This window comes from Lacrimispora sp. BS-2, assembly GCF_040207125.1.
Classification (GTDB): domain Bacteria; phylum Bacillota; class Clostridia; order Lachnospirales; family Lachnospiraceae; genus Lacrimispora.
This window is the reverse complement of the sequence record NZ_CP157940.1, coordinates 3,016,834-3,036,065: the sequence shown is the minus strand read 5'-3', so window position 1 is coordinate 3,036,065 and position 19,232 is coordinate 3,016,834. Positions and strand designations below refer to the sequence as shown.

The following is a 19,232-nucleotide window of genomic DNA, read 5'->3' as shown; positions in this document are numbered from 1 at the left end:
AGGAGATCAAATGGAGATAACACCAACTCCCCATAATGGGGCAAAAAAAGGTGAAATAGCAAAAACAGTTTTAATGCCGGGGGATCCCTTACGGGCAAAGTATATTGCGGAAACGTATCTGGAAAATCCGGTTCAGGTAACGTCGGTCCGGAACATGCTTGGATTTACCGGAACCTATAAGGGGAAGGAAATTTCCGTTATGGGAGGCGGAATGGGAATGCCGTCCATGGGAATTTATTCCTATGAGCTGTACAATTTTTATGATGTGGACCAGATTATCCGCATCGGTTCCGCCGGTTCCCTTCAGGATAAAGTAGAGCTTATGGATGTGGTGATCGCCATGGGGGCCTGCACGGATTCCAATTATGCTTACCAATATGGACTTCCGGGTACATTTGCGCCTATTGCTGATTATGAGCTCCTGGCTAGAGCGGCAGAAGCGGCCGGAAAGCAGGGAACGAAAGCGGTTGTGGGCAATGTGCTTTCCAGTGATATTTTCTATAATGCTGACAGCGGAGTGAATGACAAGTGGCGCAATATGGGAGTTCTGGCCGTTGAAATGGAAACAGCGGCTTTATATATGAATGCGGCTGCGGCCGGTAAAAAGGCTCTCTGCATGCTGACGATTTCCGATCTTGTTTTTGGAGAGGAGAAACTGAGCGCAGAGAAGAGGCAGCTTGGATTTGGAAAAATGATAGAAATCGCCCTGGAATTGTAGATTGCAGAAAAATATGGCTCCGGTTTTAGGAGAGGGTGGTGGCCAGTAGGTTGGAAATGAAAGAAGAAACCATGAAAAGTGCTGGGCGGAGCGGGAATTTGGCCGGAACAGAGCTTCCTGTAAAGAAAATGATCGATCAGGCATTTGAGGCTATGGGCAGGGCATATACTCCATATTCAGGATTTAAGGTGGGAGCGGCATTATTATCTGTTGACGGCACTTTATATCAGGGCTGCAACATCGAAAATGCAGCCTATACTCCCAGTAACTGCGCGGAACGAACGGCATTTTTTAAGGCAGTCAGCCAAGGCGAAAAGGAATTTAGAGCAATTTGCATCGTTGGAGGAAAAGAGGGGATCCCTACAGGGCTTACGGCTCCCTGCGGTGTCTGCCGTCAGGTGATGATGGAGTTTTGCGATCCGGAAACATTTCGGATTATATTAGCGTCCGGCAGAGAAGAGTATAAGATATTTTATCTGAAGGAGCTGCTGCCCATGGGATTCGGACCGAAAAATCTATAAAATCACCGCATTTATGGGATTGCCAAGGATCCTGATAAGAGTTATTTTTTATCCTTGAATCATTAAAACTAAGAGCCAAGCCTTTTCTATTTAAAGGCTTCGGCTCTTTTTTTGCATCCGGGAGAAGTTTATAAGGAAAACGTTTTCTCACTTTTACCAGGAGAGATATACCGTATTTCTTGAATTTATCAGCAGTATATGATAAAAATTACCCAAGGCATCTATTTGGTAAAAATATGAAAAAGGAAAAGTTTATTTAAGGAATGGAGGAGGTTGCATGAAAAGAAAAATCGCAGTGGTCCTTAGTATGGTAATGGTTTCAACCTTGTTTGCCGGCTGTGGGCCGGTAAAAGAAGCAGGTTCTGACAGCAGCATTGATTATGGGAATTCTTCGGGTAAAGAGGAAATCAGCATCTGGCATGATGGGAATGCGGCAATTATGAACGTGATTGAGGAACAAGTAAATGAATCCCTTAGGGACGATGGTATTACCGTAAAATTTGAAAAGAGGAGCGGGCTGACAGATCAGATAAAATTATATGGGAACGATGAGAAAGACGGCCCGGATCTTTATATGTACGCACATGATTCTCTGGGAATGTTTGTAGAGATGGGGGTGCTCTCGCCGATTACAGATTTAGTTGATGAAAGCGTGTATGAGGATATGCTTCCAATGACGAAAGAGGCAGGAAAATATAATAAGGAACAGTATTTGCTGCCGGTTTATTTTGAAACACTGCTATTTATGTATAACAAAGATCTGTGGGAAGGAGAGGTTCCTTCTACAACTGAAGATTTATATGCCTATATGCTGGAACATACCGATACTGCAGCAGGTACCTATGCACTTGTGAACCAGCATTCAACGGCATATAATGTAGCTCCGTTTATCAATGGATTTGGTGGATACATTATTGATAAAGATGCAAATCCAGGACTGAATAATGAAAAAACCATGGAAGGAATCCAATATAATAAGAAGTTCGCCAAGCTTCAGGCAGATGGGGATTATAACACAGTAACCACATTGTTCAACGAAGGAAAGGCGGCAGCCATTATCGGCGGGCCATGGCTGGTATCCGGTATCAGAGATGCGGGAATCGAACTGGGCATCAAGTCCCTGTCAGACTTCACATTGCCAAATGGAAAGGAACTGGCACCGTATTCTGGTGTTCAGGGAATCGGTGTCTTAAAACATGCGGCTGAAAAGAAAAAGGATGCCGTAGGCAAGGTGCTTACAGCTTTGTCAGATCCGAAGGTGGGAGTTGCACTTGCAGAAAAGGCAGGCTGTACACCAGCAAATCAAAAATCGTATGAAACAGAGACCGTTACTGAGGATGAAATGATTGTGGCCATGAAACGAACAGCAGAAACAGCAGAGCCCATGCCCAACATTCCGGAGATGAGTGTTATGTGGGGACCGGCAGAAGCCTTGCTGGCAGCGGTAAACAAATCGGATAAAGATTTGGATTCTTCTGCAGGGCAGTATCAGAAAGAAGCGGAAGCAGCAATTGCGAATATGAAGTAATATATGGAGAGAGGGAGAACAAAGAATGAAGAGCAGACATAAATTTCTCCCATGGCTGTACATCCTGCCAGGGTTGGTTTTAGTGGGGGTGATTGTGATTTTTCCAATCCTGTATACAGGATACATATCGCTGACCAACATGAATATGTACCATTGGGATAACTACCATCTGATCGGGCTGGAGAATTTCAGGCGGGCTTTGCTGAAGGTGGATTATGGGTTCTTAAGCGCACTTATGGCAACGATTATCTGGACTGTTTTGAATATAGTGATACAGGTTGGCGTGGCTTTTTTCATTGCACTTGGGTTAAATGCCAAAGGGCTTAAACTTGCCAGGGTTTATAAAACCCTGCTGATGTTTCCGTGGGCAATGCCTGCATATGTTTCCATATTATTATGGCGGGTGGGGATGTTCAATACGGAATTCGGGTTCTTTAATAAGATATTGGCGGCAATGGGAGTTGGAAAAATAAATTTCCTGGCGGGCAATATCCAGGCTTTTATTTCCTGTATGGTATTGAATCTCTGGATGGCGCTGCCGTTTATGATCATGATGATGGACGGGGCGCTGCAGAGTGTAGACAGGAGCTATTATGAAAGCGCAAAGCTTGATGGAGCTGGATTCTGGAAGCAAAACCGGTATATTACGGTTCCGGCAATAAAGCCAATGCTGGTTCCCGCGATTATCATGACAACATTTACGACATTTAAACAATTTGATATTGTATACTTGTTGACGATGCAGAAGGGGGCTTTGTCAGGATCCACCTTTCAGACGATTATTACTTACGTACATCAAAATGCCTTTGTATCAAATAATTATGGACTTTCCTCGGCAGTTTCCATTGTTGTTTTCGGCTTTATTATTATCTTTTCATTATTTATGAACCGGGGAATTAAGGAGGAGCCATGAGTATAAAGAAAATAAGACATGTGGTGGGACTTACTGCCTTAAATGTACTGTTTACCGTTATCTGCATTGTTGCATTGATTCCGATTCTGTATGCGGTTTCCCTTTCTTTGAGCAACGGGAACGCCGCACTTGGTTCCGGGCTTTTGTTTTGGCCAAAAGAGGTGATGTTTAGAAATTATTCTGCCATTTTACTGGATGAACCATTTATGTTATGGATCAAAAACTCAGCTATCTTAAGCGGTGGGACGATGGTGGTTGCCATGGGGACCGCCATCACTGCTGCTTATGCATTTTCCAGATATCGTTTTAAGGGAAGGAATGGAGTATTGAAGATGTTACTGATACTAAATGCATTTCCCCAGATATTGTCCATGTTTGCCATATTCCGTCTGTTCAAGACCTTTCATCTGTTAAATTCTTACGTGGGTCTGATTATTGCGTATGCGGGCAGCATGTGTATCTTCGGTATCTGGAATATGAAAGGATATTTTGACACCATACCGGTGGAAATTGAAGAAGCAGCACGGATCGATGGAGCGAGCGGGAACCAGATATTGCTTAAGGTGGTGCTTCCCCTTGCAAGACCTGCCATCATTGTGACGGCAGTGATGGTGTTGATTTTTGTATGGAATGAATATTTGTTCTCCACTACATTTATGATGAATCAAAGCAACTATACATTGGCAGCCGGACTGTATCAGCTGCAGTCTAATGATTACAGTACAAGCTGGCCGCTGTTTTCGGCGGCAGCGATACTGGTTTCGATTCCACTTCTGATTGTCTTCTTTTGCATTCAAAAGTATATGATATCGGGACTGACAGCAGGAGGTGTGAAAGGATGATTGGTACAGAAGAAAAAATAGACCGTGGGGCAGTGTTACATATCCCCTTATCTCAGTATGCGTTTGCAGAGTCGGAATGCAGTCTGATCATCCGCATCAGGGCAAAAAAGAAGGATTTGTCCAAGTGCCTTTTATACTATGCAGACCGTGTCTGCAGGAAGACCCCCATTGAATTTCAAGAGATTCCAATGCAGGTTTGTGCAGAAGATGAGTATTTTGAATACTTCGAAGCAAAGGTAGAATCTTCTTACAGCCGGATCTGTTATTATTTTAAGCTGGTGAAAGGGCAGGAGTGGATTTACTATTATGCAGACCGGTTTACACAAAGCCTGCCGGATTTTTATGTGGATGGGAAGCTTGTGGACGGGAGAAGCGAATATTATCAGTATCCGTTTATTTTAAGGGAAGAAATACCGGATGTTCCAAACTGGTTTAAGACAGCGGTGGTTTATAATATTTTCCCGGACAGCTTTGCAAGTGAGAAAAGGTTCTTGTGTAAGGAAAAGAAGATACAGTATCTGGAGGATGGAAGGGCATGCCGTGGGAGGCTTGGAGGAACCATCAAAGGGATCACCGAAAACCTTGATTATATACAGAAAATGGGATTTACATGTATTTACCTGAATCCGATTTTTGTGGGAGGAGAATACCATAAATACGATGTGATGGATTATTATCATATCGATCCCTGTATGGGAACGGAAGAAGAGTTTAGGGAGCTTGTGGAAGAACTCCACAGAAGGGGAATGAAAATCGTTATCGATGGGGTATTCAACCACTGCAGCTGGAATTTCTTTGCATTTGAAGATGTAATTGCAAAGGGAAAAGAATCCCGTTACTGCAAATGGTTTTACAACCTGGAATTTCCGGTAAGGAAGCCGGAAACTCCCGATACAATACCGGAATACACCTGTTTTGCCTACGAAAGGAAAATGCCCAAACTTAATACGGGAGAGCAGACTGTGCAGATGTATTTTGCAGATGTAGGTGTCTACTGGATAAAAGAATACCATGTGGACGGCTGGCGCTTGGATGTGGCAAATGAGGTTGACCGGAATTTCTGGAGACAATTCCGGTCTGCGGTAAAAAAAGAAAACCCGGAGGCAGTATTGATCGGCGAAGTATGGGAAAATGCTGAGACCTGGTTACGGGGGGATGCTTTTGATTCGGTCATGAATTACGACTTCCGCCGGATCTGCAGGGAATACCTTACATCAGATGCCCCTGATGCAATGGCTGCTGCTTATCAATTTGAACAGTTGCGGCTTAGATACCCCACCAATATCGTAAATGGGCAGCTGAACCTTTTGGACAGTCATGATGTGCCGCGCTTTTTGTCCCTGTGCCGGGGAGATACGGACAGATGGAAACAGGCATGTATTCTGCTAATGCTGATGCCGGGCGTGCCCAGCCTGTTTTATGGGGATGAGCAGGGACTGATGGGGGCAACAGAGTCAGAATACCGGCAGGCAATGATCTGGGAGGAAAAGGAAAATTTCTGTGAATTCATAGAAAAGCTGATTCGGCTTCGAAAGGATTACATTGATATATCAACGGATTACCGGCCGCTGTGGCACATGATTGGGGATGGGGCATTTGCGTTTTGCCGGAAAAATAAGGAAAAGGAAATCATGGTTATTATAAATGCCGGGCTCGATAAAGAAATACCAGAGTTTGGGAATGGGAAGGTGCTGATGGAAAAAGGATACGGACAAGGAGTTTTGAAAGAAAATGGATACCTTATCTGTCGGACGCAATAAGAGGTTTTAAGTCCCTGGTGCTGCTGAAAGTATGGAAGCAGAACCAGGGTATTTTAAATTGTTTTCTGATTTCGCGTGGAAGAACGGACAATCAGCGATGGAAGTATGGCAAAAGACTGAATCTGCAATGCCGGGTTTTTGATTTTCTTTAATAATATAGAAGCAGCATACCGTCCCATTTCATGTACATCAATGTCTACCACTGTCAGCGGAGGGTCAATTAATTGGGATAATGGGTAATCATCAAAGGTAATTACCCCAATATCCTCAGGGATTGACAGTCCGCGTTTTTTAATGGCACTGACAGCCCCCATGGCAATCTGATTGTATTCGCAGATTACCGCATCAGGAAGATGATCCCCCCGGAGAATCTCCTCCATCATGGCGAAACCGCTTGCTTTGCTGTAGGTTCCATATTTGATAAAAGAGTCAGGTACCGAAAAGCCGTTGATATTCATGGAAGAAACAAAGGCCTTCAGGCGGTGTCTGGATATCTCATCATCAGCCGGGCCGCCGATAAAGGCAATCTTTGAGTAGCCGCAGTTATTTAAGTGTTTTGTTGCCATCTCCCCGGAGACATGGTTGTTGATGTCAATCCAGCAGGTGGTGTTGGAAAAAGGGGGCCTGCCGATGATTACGTGGGGGAAGCCGGTATTGGTAAGCAGGGAGGCAAGAGGACGTGACGTAGTGGAACCATGGATCAAAAGTCCATCGGCTGCTTTTCTGCCAATAATCTCTTCCACTTCTTTGTAAGCAATTTCTTTATTCGGGGAACCGATAAAACTGAAATTGTATTTCTTTTCCCTGATTTTGCTCTGTGCACCACAGAGAATTTCAAACATATGGGGGTTATGGTAAGGGGTATGCGCTTCTGTGACGGCAAGAAAAATAATATTTTCAGATCTCTTTCTTGCAAAATTGCTGGCCTGTGCATTGGGCCGGTAATTTAGATGCTCCATGACCTGAAGAACATGCTGCCTTGTAGCTTCTGATATGGAAGGCCTGTTATTGATTACTTTTGACACAGTTGCAATCGAAACACCTGCCTCATTTGCCACATCCTTAATTGTGATAGACATACAACTCTCTACTTTCTTCTTTTTAAGCTTTATGCCATTTATGGTATAACGTTTACCTAAAAAAATCAAGCAAATTGTATAAAAAAAGTTTGTTTTACACAAATAAATTGTTATAATTATGATACAAATATCGGTATTTAGTAATTCATAGAATAATATAATTTTGAAAAAAGGAATGAATGTATGAAATTGCAAAGAGTGTTAAAAAGAATATGGGCTGCTGCACTGTGTGCAGTTGTATCCTTATCGGTAATCCCTCCGGTAACTGCCTCGGCGGCGGACAGCCTGCGGGGAGAATCGATTTATCAGATCATGGTAGACCGCTTTTATGACGGTGATGCATCAAATAATGCAACCGGAGAGGCCTTCCGTTATGCTGAGAACTCACAGGATGATTTCAGGTATATGCATGGCGGTGACTGGCAGGGGATTATTGATAAGATATCCTATATCAAGGATATGGGGTATACCGCTATCTGGATTTCTCCGGTAACGGATCCTCAGCTATGGAGTGTCCCTGATTCCAATGGCAGGCAATGGCCCACTGCATATCATGGGTATAATATGTATGATCCCAACCGGGCAAGCCGGTATTTCGGAGCGGAAGACCCGGAAGAAAGTAAGGAAAAGCTAAAAGAACTGGTAGATGTTTGCCACGAGAATGGTATTAAGGTCATTTTTGACATTGTTCCTAACCACGTAGGCGACTATTTGCAGGGAACCGGAAGCAGTGCACATTATATTACGAATACAGGACTAAAACCAGGCTCACAGGTACAGCCCGCTGCACCATTTAATAATATCCAGTGGTATCATAATAATGGCGATATTAATTGGGATCTGGAACATCCACATACCCCTTCAAGTACCCGGATGCTGGAAGATCACGACCTTGGAGGTTTAGATGACATCGATTTTGACAATGCAGAAGCAAAGACAGCAGTATTTGATTCCATAAAGAACTGGTTTACCTATACAGGTGCAGATGCAGCCAGGGTCGATGCGGCAAAGTGTATGAAGCCATCGGACATCCACGAACTGCAGGAGTATTTAAGTGTGGCAACCTTTGGAGAAAACTTTGATATGCATGTCGATTTCGTGAAGGATTGGGTTGGTGCGAATGCGGAAACAGGCATGCTTGATTTTCCGCTCTTTCAGGCCATTGTCAATGATTTCGCCTATGGAAAGAATTTCAACAATACTTCAGAGATATCCATTCAGGCCATTCTTGATCAGGATGAATTGTATGGTTCCCATGTAAATGACATGGTGACATTCATCGATAATCATGACAGGAACCGGTTCCTGACAGAGGCTGGGGGAAATAAGGATAAGCTTCATAATGCATTGACCTTCTTATTCACAGCACGGGGAGTCCCGGTTGTATTCCAGGGAACAGAGCAGAACCGGGGGAATGCAAATGGCCAGGTGATCAGTGGGATTGCAGATACCTGGAATCGTTGGTCTATGGTAACAAAGGATGGGAACGGGAATGTGCTTCATGACTATTTTAACACCTCAACCGATACTTATCAGTTAATAGCCAAATTGAATGATTTAAGGAGCCGGTATCGGGCGTTGGCAGATGGAACTCAGAGAGAAATGTGGACGTCGATGCACACGTATGCTTTTTCCAGACGGGTAGATTCAGGTGAGGACAAAGGACAGGAGCTGATATGCGCCTTCCACAATGCGGAAGGGACAGAAAGCACAACTATGTCCCTGAGGGCAGAAAGCAGTATTGCGGCAGGAACCACACTGGTAAATGTGATGAATCCAAATGATAAGATTACGGTAACCCAAGACCGAAAGATTACAATTTCACTTACCGGAAATAATTCTAAGATTTATAAGGTAGATGAAAATGCACAGACAATGATTCCGGTTACATTTACAGTGAATCATGCAAAGACAAATTGGGGAGAAAACATCTATATTGCCGGAAACTGTGCAGAACTTGGAAATTGGAACCCGGCTGCAGGAGCAGGCCCGGCAGCCTGTCCGAATTATCCTGCATGGACCCTTACGGTCAGCCTTATGCCAGGAACGGCCATAGAGTTTAAGGCAATCAAGAAAGACGGATCAGGAAAGGTGATCTGGCAAGGGGGAAATAACCATACCTATACCGTTCCGCAGGCGGGTGCAGGTCAGGTAACATTTGATTGGTAAATGATTTGATCGCTAAAAGCAGCGCCTCATCTTAACAGGACGAGGGCGCTGCTTTTGGCGTAGCAGAGATGACAACTACACCGGTACCCTGGAGGGCAGGCAGTAAATATGGTTCAATAAAAGGGAATTGTGTCATAATTTGTATATTGCTGGCCAGGCCACTTTGTGGTACCATTAAATCATTCTAAATTAGGAAAAAGAGGATGTTTTAAGTGATAAGAGAACGGCTATTTAAGTGGTGTAAAACTGCAGGGATATTTATGACCACTGTCATCATGCTTTTGATTCCCTGCGCATCTTATATTCTGTTTGAATATGTGACCGGCAATTTGCCGACAATCCCCATGTCCATGGCTGTTTTAAACATAGGCTGGATCTACCTGCTGTATCTTACTGCTTTTGCTGTCAGCGGAAGCACCAGAATAGGGATCCCTCTGACAGCAGTTTTTCTGTATGCTGTATCCGTAGCAGAATATCTGGTTGCAGGTTTTCGTGGAAGGCCCATCATGATCTGGGACGTTTTGGCTCTGCGTACCGCCATGAGTGTGGCAGGAAATTATGAATTTGTTTTGACGGAAGAAATGTACCTTGCCTGTCTGGGAGTCCAGGCAATCTGCATCTTTGCCCTGATATTCCCTAAAAGGGTAAAGGGCAGGAACAAACGTCTGGTTTTTGCCGGGGGAAGTACAGGTGTTGTCTTAAGCTTTATTTTATGGTTTTATACCTGCTTAATCCCAAACAAAGGTCTTGAAATCAATATGTGGGAGGTAGGTGAGACCTATCAGGAATACGGATATGTGCTTTCAACGGCTGTTTCATTTAATTATGCGGTGAAGAAAAAGCCGAAGGGCTACAGCTTTTCAAAAGTAAAGCAGATTTATGATTCTGTGATAGCGGACAATCAGGTTCTTCTGGCTTCTGCCGGAGATGTAGACGTAGAGGGAGAAGGCAATACAACGCCGGTCAATATTATATGCATTATGAATGAAAGCTTTTCCGATTTAAAAGTAGCAGGAGAATTTGAAACAAACCAGGAATATTTTCCTTTTTTAAACAGTTTGAAGGAAAATACGGTGAAGGGGAGCCTTAGCGTTCCTGTATTCGGCTCTTTGACCAGCAACTCTGAGTTTGAATTTCTTACGGGAGATTCTATTTCCCTGCTTCCGGCTAACAGTATTGCTTACCAGTTTAATGTGAAGCCTAATACATATAGCCTTGTGAGTACTTTAAAATCTCAGGGCTATGAGACAGTTGCCATGCACCCTTATCCAAAAGAAAACTGGAATCGTCAGGAGTGCTACCGGAACATGGGGATTGATGAATTTTTAGATATAGAAGATTATGAAGGCAGTGAGATGCTTAGAAACTATGTCAGTGACCGGGCAGATTACGAAAAGCTGATAGAAAAGGTGGAATCCAAGGAGAATCCGGAGGATAAGCTGTTCCTTTTTAATGTGACCATGCAGAACCATGGAGGCTATGAAACCCTGTATGATAATTTTGACCAGGAAGTATGGCTGACCGGAAGGCTGAAGGGAAAATATCCTAAGGCTGATCAGTATTTATCTCTTATGAAACGGTCGGATGAAGCGCTGGAATATTTGATCTCTTATTTTGAGAAAAGCCAGGAGCCTACCATGATCGTTCTTTTTGGGGATCATCAGCCCAGTGTGGAAGATGAATTTTTTGATGATATTTCAGGGACACCCAGCAATCTTGTGAAGAATAAGGACCGGCTGATGTGGTACCAGACCCCGTTTATGATCTGGACTAATTATGAAACACAGGCAGAGGAAAAAGGGGAAATGGGGGCTATTTATCTCTCCTCAGAGCTGTTAAAGAGAGCCAGAGTCAATATGACGCCTTATCAGCAGTTTCTGCTGACAATGGAAGAGACCTTTCCAGTGGTACACCCCATCGGCTGCTTTAATAAAGAAGGAACCTACTATTCCTGGGAGGCTTTGCGGGATCCGGAAAGTCCGTACAGGGACTTGATCATGAACTATGAATATCTGGTGTATAACCACATTTTTGATGGGAAAAAGTGTAAGGAAATGTTTTCCCTGGAAACCGATAAATAAACCAGGGTGGATTGTCACCGGAAAAATCAGATAATTAAGGCGGATAGGGCAGTATAAATAATGCCCCATCCGCCTTTTAGAATAGAAGTGCTTCTTAATGACTGTTTTTTTGCAGTAATTCTATATATTTTGGGTGGCCGCTTCAGGTGGCGGCTTCCATTGCCGGCCTGTGCCTTAAGCGGTTAAATTCCTTCTTCACCATAATTATCGTCCACAGGACGATTACGGCGTCGATCGCCAGGGAACCGTAATATACGCCACTCACGCCAATCCACCTTGGCAGCAGCACCATCACCGGTATGTAGAACACAAACTGCCTTGCCAAACCTATAATCATTGCTGGCTTGCCCTTGTCAATGGACGGGAATAAGGTCATGGCCATGAAAATAAAGGATAAGGCAGGAAGAATCACCATATACACCCTGAAATACAGGAAGTGAGCGCCTGTAAATACCTGTTCTTTAAGCATCATGCCAAGAATCGGACCTGGTACAACAAGTGAGGCAAGCCAGAAGGGCAGCGTCAGGATCAGGGCGCGCATCAGTCCGAAGATGGGCGTAAGCAGGAATTGGAACACCCGGTAAACCACCCCGTAAAAAGCCACATCCGCCGTTGTGCCGTAACGTGCCAGAGCATTGAACACCACCAGGCCCTGAATCAGAGACATGAACGACATGATTAGCGAGGACATGCCAAGGCGCAAAACAGAGGTTGTGATTTCCTTAGGCTGCACCCTCCACGCCCATATCAAAAATCCCCATAAAAATGTAGTTGAGGATGGCGTTTACCACAAGACCCGTGCCCATCATCCATGCCGCTGTTTTCATCCTGCCCTCAGCGCGGATGATCATATTGCCTGCAAGCCCATAAATCCAGAAGAAAGCGCCCACAGTGCAGATTCTGAAATAGCTGACGCCATAGGCAAGAGCCTCGCCCGTTCCGCCCATCATGGCAATGAGGGGTTTTGCAAAAGTAAAGGCTATGAGCATGTATAGGACAGCGCATATGAGGGATAAGCCAGGGAAACTCCAGCAACGGCAACATCGCCTACAAATTGCCCTACAAAAATGGCATCCAGTATGGTATTAAATCCATAAAGCACCATTGCCACTACCGCCGGCCATGAAAGCTGGGCCATAACGTTCCACAGCTCTCCGGTCAGAATAAATTGTTTTTGTTTTTCTTTGATTGCGTCACTCATGATAATTCCTCTCTGCCAATCTTTTGAATGCATATATGTGAATTTCTCCTGCTCCACCCCCTGTTATTCTCCCGGGCTGTTACAAAGTTTTTGTAGATGCCGCCTTTTTGTATCAGCTCTTCATGGGTTCCCTGCTGTGCAATACGGCCGTCCGAGATCACCAGTATCTTGTCGGCATGGCGGATAGTATTCAGCCGGTGGGCGATCACTAACAGGGTCTTTCCTGCGCACAGCTCACTGATGGCTTGCTGGATGTAACTTTCGTTGTCCGCATCGACACTGGCGGTGGCTTCATCCAGAATTACAATGGGGGCGTCCTTTAAAATGCAGCGGGCAATGGAGATGCGCTGCTTTTCACCACCGGAAAGGGTTGCACCGCCCTGGCCCACCACGGTGTCAAAGCCAAGGGGCAGTGCCATAATAAAGTCGTAGCACCTGGCCTTTTTTGCCGCCTCAATCACTTCATCCCGGCTGGCAGCAGGCCGCCCCATGCTGATATTGTTGTAGATTGTGTCCTGAAACAGGTATACCCGCTGGAACACCATGCTGATATGATCCATCAGTTCGCTTAAGCTCACTTCCCTCACATCCTTGCCGCGAATCAGAACCTTGCCGGAATTAACGTCCCAAAATCGGGTCAGGAGGCTTGCGATGGTGGATTTTCCGCCGCCGGATGGGCCCACCAGCGCCAGCATCTGATTTTTTGATAAGTCAAAGGAGATGTCATGCAGCACCTCTTTCTCCCCATAGGCAAAGCTGACATGCTGAAACTGTACCTCAGGAATATCTCCGGCTTCCGGGATGATGTCTGTACCATTGTCCGGCAGTTCCGGTTCCCGAAATACCGCTTCAATGCGATCCATACAGCTGTTCATGACAGTGAGCCGCGCACTTTGGCCGTACAGCGCCTTCAAAGGACCGAACAGATCGAATACAAAGAGCATGATGCCAACGAGGAAGGTCACATCCAGCAGACCACGGGAATTTAAGTACATGGAAAGGGTGATAATGGCGGCTGCACCGAACCCATAGAGGATATTCAGCCGGCGCTGCCAGGGGGCGTGGTTTTCTTCAAATGCAATGCTGGTACGGCAGGTCTCACGGAAGTTGTCGGAGAGCGCCTTTGACTTTTCGCCCATCAGATTATAGGCTTTGATGATTCCGATTCCCTCGGTGAAGTCGAGAACGGCTTCGGTCAGGTTTTCACTTTGTTCCTGGCGGATGGCGGAATCTGCCAGAGCCTCTTTTTCCAGCCCCCTTGCCGTGAGAAGCAGAATCACCACAACCCCAATGGCCGCAAGTCCAAGCCATACATTGAACAACAGCATAAACAGGAGCATAATGCCCTGTGCGAATATATAACTCATCATATCCGCCAGAACTGTCATGCAGTTTTCCTCGATAAATACCATGTCCGTGGAAAGTACCGAGCTGATTTTTCCGATATTGCCCTCGGTAAAATACCCCATAGGCATTTTGCGCAGATGCCTGCCCAGTTCCATGCGCTTCTCTGCAAACAACAGGAAGCCTGCCGCCGACTGCAGACGGTCGGCAATGTGATGGAACAGCATTTGCACCAACAGGCAGGCGGCCAAGGCAAAACCGATCCGCAGGCACATTTCTGCCGTCGCCGTACCGTGATAAAAGGAGGCCAGGGTAAAAAATGCAAAGCCAATGGGAGCCTTTGCCAGAATTGATTTAAAAAAGGAAAATACTAAGGCCAGTTTGATCCTGCCCTGATAATCCCCGGAAACAGCCAGAATGCGTCTCATTAAAGCGATCATTGTACATTTCCTCCTTTCGCCGTGCTGACTGTCCACTGGGCGCTGCCTTCAGCGGCCTGCCATAGCTTTTGATAGGCGGGGCAGCTCTTAAGCAGCTCCTCATGGGTTCCGGCGGCAGCCAGCTTACCGGAATCCATAACACAAATCTGATCCGCATCCATAATGGAGTGGAGGCGGTGGGCGATAACAATGACGGTTTTCCCCTGGATGACCTGGGCAATGGCTTCATTCATCTTTTCCTCATTTTCCGGATCCATAAAGGCCGTGGCTTCATCGAGAACAATGATGGGCGCGTTTTTTAAAATGGCGCGGGCAAGGGAGATACGCTGGCGTTCACCGCCGGAAAGCTGCTTTCCGCCATCGCCTGCCATGGTGTGAATGCCCTTTTCAAACCGGGCCAGAAATTCACCGCATTGTGCTTTTTCTGCTGCTTCCATTACCTGAGCATCCGTTGCTTCCGGCTTGCCGAGGCGGATATTTTCCAGCAGACTGATGTTGAACAAAAACTGCTCCTGGGCAACATAAGAGATCTGGTCGTTAAGTGCTTCCAGGCTCATGCTGCGTATGTCCTGCCCGCCTATTTTGACCGAACCTCCTGTTACATCGTAAAAATGCACCAGCAGCTTGGCAAGGGTGGACTTGCCGCCGCCCGATTCCCCTACCAGCGCGGTCAGAGTGCCCTCCGGCACATCCAGTGTGATGCCGTGCAGTACCTGGGTATCTTTGTAAGCGAACCGCACATCCTCAAACTGCACTCCATGATTCTTTCCGGAAAAGGGCTTGTCGGACTGTTTAAGCGGCGGCGTGTTCATCATCTGCTCCAGGCCGGAGATCTTATGATTGATCTGAGGCAGGGTAGACATAAAGCTAAGGGCCTTTAGAAGCGGTCCCCCCACCCCGAAGGACATGCACAAAACCAGTGCCAGATCCGGCAGCGTTGAATACCCCTGAATGACAAAATAGGAACCCACAGGCAGGACAAAAAGTGCCACACAGGGAACAAGACTGGAATAAAGTGCCATCCAGGGCCAGCAGGCCTTATACCATGCCAGGGTGAAATCCCGGTAGCTTTTTACGTCCCCTTCGAACCGGTGGTAAGATTCGCCGTCACGGTTGAACACCTTGACGACTTCCATGCCATTGATATACTCCACAATGGTATTGTTCATCTTTTGCGCCGCCCCATAGTAATTGCCCATGTCTTTCATGCCGATCCGGTACATCACCATCATGGCGATCATTCCAAGTGGCAGGGAGCACAGGGCCAGAAGTGCCAGCTTGGGATCTACAAGGAACATTCCGGCGAATACCAGTGCCGGGATGGCCAGGTTGGCAATCCCCTCAGGGAGAGCGTGGGCCAGCAGCAGCTCAATGGTCTCAATGTCGTCAATAAACATTTTTTTGATGGTGCCGACGCCTTTTTCCTGAATAGCACCCAGGGGCTGCTTCTCCAGCCTGCTCTGCAGGGAGATGCGCAGATTTTTCAACGTATTATAGGCTGAAAGGTGGGAGAGGGAAAGGCCCCAGAGATAGAACACGGCATACATCAGTCCACAGGCTGCGATGGCGGCAATGCGCCAGGCAACATACGCTGCCGTCATATTTTCCCCCATCAGCAGCGGACGGATGATTTGGTAAATGAACCAAAACGGCAGTACGTTCATGACCATGCCAACCAGCATGGCGGCAATGGCCCCGTAGGTTGTTTTGCGGTAATCACCGGCATATTCCAGTACTTTTTGAAACAAGATCGTTACCTCCTTTATGATTTTATGTAAGTTAGCTTTGACTAACTAACGAGCAAATAGGAACCCCTCCATGGGAGGGGAGGCAGGGTGCTAAAACCCCAAAACCTGATACCAGTTAAACAGACCGCAGATGAGTTTGGAATGGGCTTCTATCTGTTCCCATGTGAAGTCGTGGATAAACGGCTCGTAGATCGTCGTCCAGAATGCGGAAAGCAGGATATGCAGCTCTTCCATGGAGATGCTTCTGTGGGTCAGTCCTCGTTTTTGCGTTTCCAGAAAATACTCGTAGGTCTTTACACTCATTTTCTCAACCCAGTCGTGCTGGAAGTTGGAATACGCCGTTCCCTCTGCGCATTTTATGAGAAGAATAAAACCGTCGCGGTATTCCTGTAAGAATCGAAAATATCCCAACATGTATTCTTCGTCCATATCCCATGCCTTTATCAGTGCCTCATCAGACAACAATCCGGCCTCCACAGTGCATCGCTGTTTTAAAAAGTCATCAAGTGCAGCAACCGTATCCGCCGTTACGGCGTTAAACAAGGCTTCTTTTCCTTTGTAACGCTTATACAGGGCACCGGTAGTGATACCGGCATCCTCACAGATTTCCTTTAAGGATGCGTTCTGAAACCCATGTGTTAAAAATACCTTTTTAGCGCTGTTTAGAATTCGGGGATCAATGGAATGATCAGGTCTGGCCATCTATGTTACCTCCTGTTACAGAATTGATAATTGAATTATCGATAATGTGATTATCAGTTTAGCAGGTGATATTTAATTTGTCAAGTATTCAATGCGGATTTTTTGGTCCTTACGGTTTTTTTACGAATACGTAATAAAAACGTTATTGTAAAAAGTAGGAAAATTGGTTATTATTGTATGGAACCTGATTAAGACAACATGGAGGGATGCGAAGATGAAGGAAATAAATATAGGCAGGGTCATGACCGGACTTTTTACCGCTGCATTTTTATGCTGTGCCTCTGCCTTTGTTGCGCTGGCAGATGTAGGCGCAGCCGGTGTACAGGCAACGATTCAGTCCTGTTTGGTCAATTCTGACAAGAACAGCGTGACGGTTCAGGCAGAAAGCAATGCGAATATGGCAGGAACAGATGGCGTTCTCTACCTGGTAGAGCTTCAGCCTTACCAGAACAATCTGGACGGCAGAACGGATTATGCGGCTTCTGCAGCACCGGGAAGCAGGGTTACCTTTACATTTCCATTAAACCGTAATACGGACCAGGACAGACTTTACAGCAAATTCGTCATTGCTGTCTGGGATGGAACAAAATATATTGAAATCAGCAAACCTCATTATATTACAAACCCTGAAATGGTTGCGGCAAATACCCAGCCATTTAATGATCCTCTTACCAAGAAGGGCTTAAACATTCAGCTCAACATGCTTGGTGATGCTTTTGAATTAGGCGTGAAGCACGTTGCCACCAATATCTCTTTCCATCAGATCCTGGGCCAGGGAATTGATTACCAGTACGATGGAAAGACCTATCATTTTGATAAGAATGCCATCGCAAGCTATGATGAGACGATCAGCGCTTTATCCGGCAAGGGAATGACGGTAACAGCCATTATTTTAAATGGGTGGAATGATGCCGAGCCGAATCTGATCTATCCGGGAACAAAGAAAAATGCCAATGCATTTTATTACATGTTCAATCCGGCGACCCAGGAAGGGCTGGACCAGACAAGAGCCATTGCCGCTTTCTTAGCGGAGCGGTACAATGGTACCAATCCAAACCATGGAAAGATATCCAACTGGATCATTGGTAATGAGATCAACAACCAGCAGTGGAATTACATGGGGCCTAAGGATATTAACAGCTACGTACAGGCTTACCAGGATGCGTTCCGGATTTTCTACACAGCCATTAAGAGCACCAGTGCCAATGACCGGGTATATTACTCCCTGGATTATAACTGGAATAATGAAATCGATAATAAGCTGAAGTACGGTGGAAGAGCAATTGTAGATACCTTTAATTCCATTGCCAATGAACAGGGGCAGATGGATTGGGGGTTATCCTATCATCCTTATCCTTGTCCTATGACAGAACCGGAATTCTGGGATGATGAACAGACCGGATTGATCACCAATGATTTCAACTCTCCGGTCATTAACTTCAAAAACTTAACCACATTGACCGATTACATGGCTCAGGATCCCTTAAAATCTCCTGCCGGCCATGTGCGCCACATCATTCTGACAGAACAGGGATTTACGGCAACAAGCCAGACAAGAGGCAATGTAGCTCAGATTCAGGCGGCCGCTTATGCTTATTCCTATTACATGGTTGACAGCAATCCTTATATTGATGCTTATATCTTAAGCCGTCAGGTGGATGCCCCTCTGGAAGTGAGGAGCGGCTTATCCTTCGGACTTTGGGAATGTTCCATGGACCGGGGAGATGACATTGTAGCCACAAGGCGCCGTAAAATCTGGCAGGTATTCAGGGATATTGATAAAAAGAAATACACGCTGGAATCAACGGAATTCGCCAAATCCATCATAGGAATTGAGAAATGGTCTGATGTCGTTCCAAATTTCCGGTGGAGATCTCTGGAGAAATAATAATAGCAAATTGCGCAACGAATATTTAGCTTTTTAAGCATGAAACCGCCTTTAAAATTATTTTAAAGGCGGTTTCTGCATATTAAAAACAGGTGGGAACGGAATGTTTCCGCCTCCATTTTGCGTTTTAATTATCTGGGGAAGCGGACATTCGCAATCCGCTTTCCAACTTGCTTTTTCTTTTTAAAGCATCATAATATGAAAAAAAGTTTCATAAAACATTGGATATATTGAAAAAATAATGCAATAAAGCTAGAATGATATCAGGTAAAAGATATGTGAAATTTCTTCTGGCTTT

16 protein-coding genes are annotated in these 19,232 nt (G+C 45.5%); 9 read left to right on the top strand and 7 right to left on the bottom strand.

What is annotated here, in order from left to right; genetic code table 11:
• Positions 1–10: 10 nt before the first annotated feature.
• From deoD to ABFV83_RS14300, 6 genes are all read left to right on the top strand, one after another.
• The gene (deoD, locus tag ABFV83_RS14325; protein WP_349944720.1) at positions 11–718 is read left to right on the top strand and encodes a purine-nucleoside phosphorylase; all 708 of its coding nucleotides are present in this window, start codon (positions 11–13) and stop codon (positions 716–718) included.
• A 71-nt stretch (positions 719–789) separates the two neighbouring features.
• Complete coding sequence (locus tag ABFV83_RS14320) at positions 790–1,239, top strand: cytidine deaminase (RefSeq protein ID WP_349948931.1); 450 nt, start codon at positions 790–792, stop codon at positions 1,237–1,239.
• 277 nt (positions 1,240–1,516) lie between these two features.
• Positions 1,517–2,767 (top strand): extracellular solute-binding protein, encoded by a 1,251-nt coding sequence (locus tag ABFV83_RS14315; protein ID WP_349944718.1) that lies wholly within the window; start codon positions 1,517–1,519, stop codon positions 2,765–2,767.
• A gap of 25 nt (positions 2,768–2,792) precedes the next feature.
• Positions 2,793–3,680, top strand: a complete 888-nt coding sequence (locus ABFV83_RS14310) for a sugar ABC transporter permease (RefSeq protein WP_349944716.1) — start codon at positions 2,793–2,795, stop codon at positions 3,678–3,680.
• On the top strand, positions 3,677–4,522 hold the full coding sequence (locus ABFV83_RS14305) for a sugar ABC transporter permease (RefSeq protein ID WP_349944715.1): 846 nt from the start codon (positions 3,677–3,679) through the stop codon (positions 4,520–4,522). The genes ABFV83_RS14310 and ABFV83_RS14305 overlap by 4 nt, the downstream gene beginning before the upstream one ends.
• Positions 4,519–6,282, top strand: a complete 1,764-nt coding sequence (locus ABFV83_RS14300) for a glycoside hydrolase family 13 protein (RefSeq protein WP_349944713.1) — start codon at positions 4,519–4,521, stop codon at positions 6,280–6,282. Before ABFV83_RS14305 ends, ABFV83_RS14300 begins: the two co-directional genes overlap by 4 nt.
• A 53-nt stretch (positions 6,283–6,335) precedes the next feature.
• Here the strand turns inward: ABFV83_RS14300 and ABFV83_RS14295 are convergent, their stop codons facing one another.
• Positions 6,336–7,361: a LacI family DNA-binding transcriptional regulator gene (locus tag ABFV83_RS14295; RefSeq protein ID WP_349944711.1), complete on the bottom strand. Its 1,026-nt coding sequence runs from the start codon at positions 7,359–7,361 to the stop codon at positions 6,336–6,338.
• A 183-nt stretch (positions 7,362–7,544) separates the two neighbouring features.
• On the opposite strand from ABFV83_RS14295, the gene ABFV83_RS14290 reads away from it, so the two are divergent.
• Together ABFV83_RS14290 and ABFV83_RS14285 are read left to right on the top strand one after the other, a co-directional pair.
• On the top strand, positions 7,545–9,530 hold the full coding sequence (locus ABFV83_RS14290; RefSeq protein WP_349944709.1) for an alpha-amylase family glycosyl hydrolase: 1,986 nt from the start codon (positions 7,545–7,547) through the stop codon (positions 9,528–9,530).
• 260 nt (positions 9,531–9,790) lie between these two features.
• Positions 9,791–11,611 carry an LTA synthase family protein gene (locus ABFV83_RS14285; protein WP_349948930.1) on the top strand — a complete coding sequence of 607 codons (1,821 nt, stop codon included), beginning with the start codon at positions 9,791–9,793 and terminating at the stop codon, positions 11,609–11,611.
• 142 nt (positions 11,612–11,753) lie between these two features.
• On the opposite strand, the gene ABFV83_RS14280 is transcribed toward ABFV83_RS14285, so the two are convergent.
• The 6 genes from ABFV83_RS14280 to ABFV83_RS14255 all read right to left on the bottom strand — a co-directional run bounded on the left by ABFV83_RS14280 (position 11,754) and on the right by ABFV83_RS14255 (position 17,046).
• Positions 11,754–12,344 (bottom strand): hypothetical protein, encoded by a 591-nt coding sequence (locus ABFV83_RS14280; protein WP_349944708.1) that lies wholly within the window; start codon positions 12,342–12,344, stop codon positions 11,754–11,756.
• Positions 12,334–12,600: an MATE family efflux transporter gene (locus ABFV83_RS14275; protein ID WP_349944707.1), complete on the bottom strand. Its 267-nt coding sequence runs from the start codon at positions 12,598–12,600 to the stop codon at positions 12,334–12,336. The genes ABFV83_RS14280 and ABFV83_RS14275 overlap by 11 nt, the downstream gene beginning before the upstream one ends.
• A complete protein-coding gene (locus ABFV83_RS14270; protein ID WP_349944706.1) occupies positions 12,591–12,812 on the bottom strand; it encodes a hypothetical protein in 222 nt (73 codons plus the stop codon). The genes ABFV83_RS14275 and ABFV83_RS14270 overlap by 10 nt, the downstream gene beginning before the upstream one ends.
• Positions 12,809–14,596 carry an ABC transporter ATP-binding protein gene (locus tag ABFV83_RS14265; protein ID WP_349944704.1) on the bottom strand — a complete coding sequence of 596 codons (1,788 nt, stop codon included), beginning with the start codon at positions 14,594–14,596 and terminating at the stop codon, positions 12,809–12,811. The genes ABFV83_RS14270 and ABFV83_RS14265 overlap by 4 nt, the downstream gene beginning before the upstream one ends.
• Complete coding sequence (locus ABFV83_RS14260) at positions 14,593–16,344, bottom strand: ABC transporter ATP-binding protein (protein ID WP_349944702.1); 1,752 nt, start codon at positions 16,342–16,344, stop codon at positions 14,593–14,595. Before ABFV83_RS14260 ends, ABFV83_RS14265 begins: the two co-directional genes overlap by 4 nt.
• Before the next feature lie 90 nt (positions 16,345–16,434).
• A complete protein-coding gene (locus ABFV83_RS14255) occupies positions 16,435–17,046 on the bottom strand; it encodes a TetR/AcrR family transcriptional regulator (RefSeq protein ID WP_349944701.1) in 612 nt (203 codons plus the stop codon).
• A 214-nt stretch (positions 17,047–17,260) separates the two neighbouring features.
• Between ABFV83_RS14255 and ABFV83_RS14250 the strand changes: the two genes are divergently transcribed.
• On the top strand, positions 17,261–18,934 hold the full coding sequence (locus ABFV83_RS14250; RefSeq protein ID WP_349944699.1) for a DUF5722 domain-containing protein: 1,674 nt from the start codon (positions 17,261–17,263) through the stop codon (positions 18,932–18,934).
• The last annotated feature ends 298 nt before the right edge of the window (positions 18,935–19,232 follow it).

Coding starts and splice junctions, on each gene's coding strand:
- ABFV83_RS14305 (WP_349944715.1), top strand. CDS start 3,677: ATGAGTATAAAGAAAATAAGACATGTGGTGGGACTTACTGCCTTAAAT.
- ABFV83_RS14290 (WP_349944709.1), top strand. CDS start 7,545: ATGAAATTGCAAAGAGTGTTAAAAAGAATATGGGCTGCTGCACTGTGT.
- ABFV83_RS14255 (WP_349944701.1), bottom strand. CDS start 17,046: ATGGCCAGACCTGATCATTCCATTGATCCCCGAATTCTAAACAGCGCT.
- ABFV83_RS14250 (WP_349944699.1), top strand. CDS start 17,261: ATGAAGGAAATAAATATAGGCAGGGTCATGACCGGACTTTTTACCGCT.
- ABFV83_RS14300 (WP_349944713.1), top strand. CDS start 4,519: ATGATTGGTACAGAAGAAAAAATAGACCGTGGGGCAGTGTTACATATC.
- ABFV83_RS14270 (WP_349944706.1), bottom strand. CDS start 12,812: ATGAGTGACGCAATCAAAGAAAAACAAAAACAATTTATTCTGACCGGA.
- ABFV83_RS14295 (WP_349944711.1), bottom strand. CDS start 7,361: ATGTCTATCACAATTAAGGATGTGGCAAATGAGGCAGGTGTTTCGATT.
- ABFV83_RS14320 (WP_349948931.1), top strand. CDS start 790: ATGAAAAGTGCTGGGCGGAGCGGGAATTTGGCCGGAACAGAGCTTCCT.
- ABFV83_RS14285 (WP_349948930.1), top strand. CDS start 9,791: ATGACCACTGTCATCATGCTTTTGATTCCCTGCGCATCTTATATTCTG.
- deoD (WP_349944720.1), top strand. CDS start 11: ATGGAGATAACACCAACTCCCCATAATGGGGCAAAAAAAGGTGAAATA.
- ABFV83_RS14275 (WP_349944707.1), bottom strand. CDS start 12,600: ATGCTCATAGCCTTTACTTTTGCAAAACCCCTCATTGCCATGATGGGC.
- ABFV83_RS14310 (WP_349944716.1), top strand. CDS start 2,793: ATGAAGAGCAGACATAAATTTCTCCCATGGCTGTACATCCTGCCAGGG.
- ABFV83_RS14315 (WP_349944718.1), top strand. CDS start 1,517: ATGAAAAGAAAAATCGCAGTGGTCCTTAGTATGGTAATGGTTTCAACC.
- ABFV83_RS14265 (WP_349944704.1), bottom strand. CDS start 14,596: ATGATCGCTTTAATGAGACGCATTCTGGCTGTTTCCGGGGATTATCAG.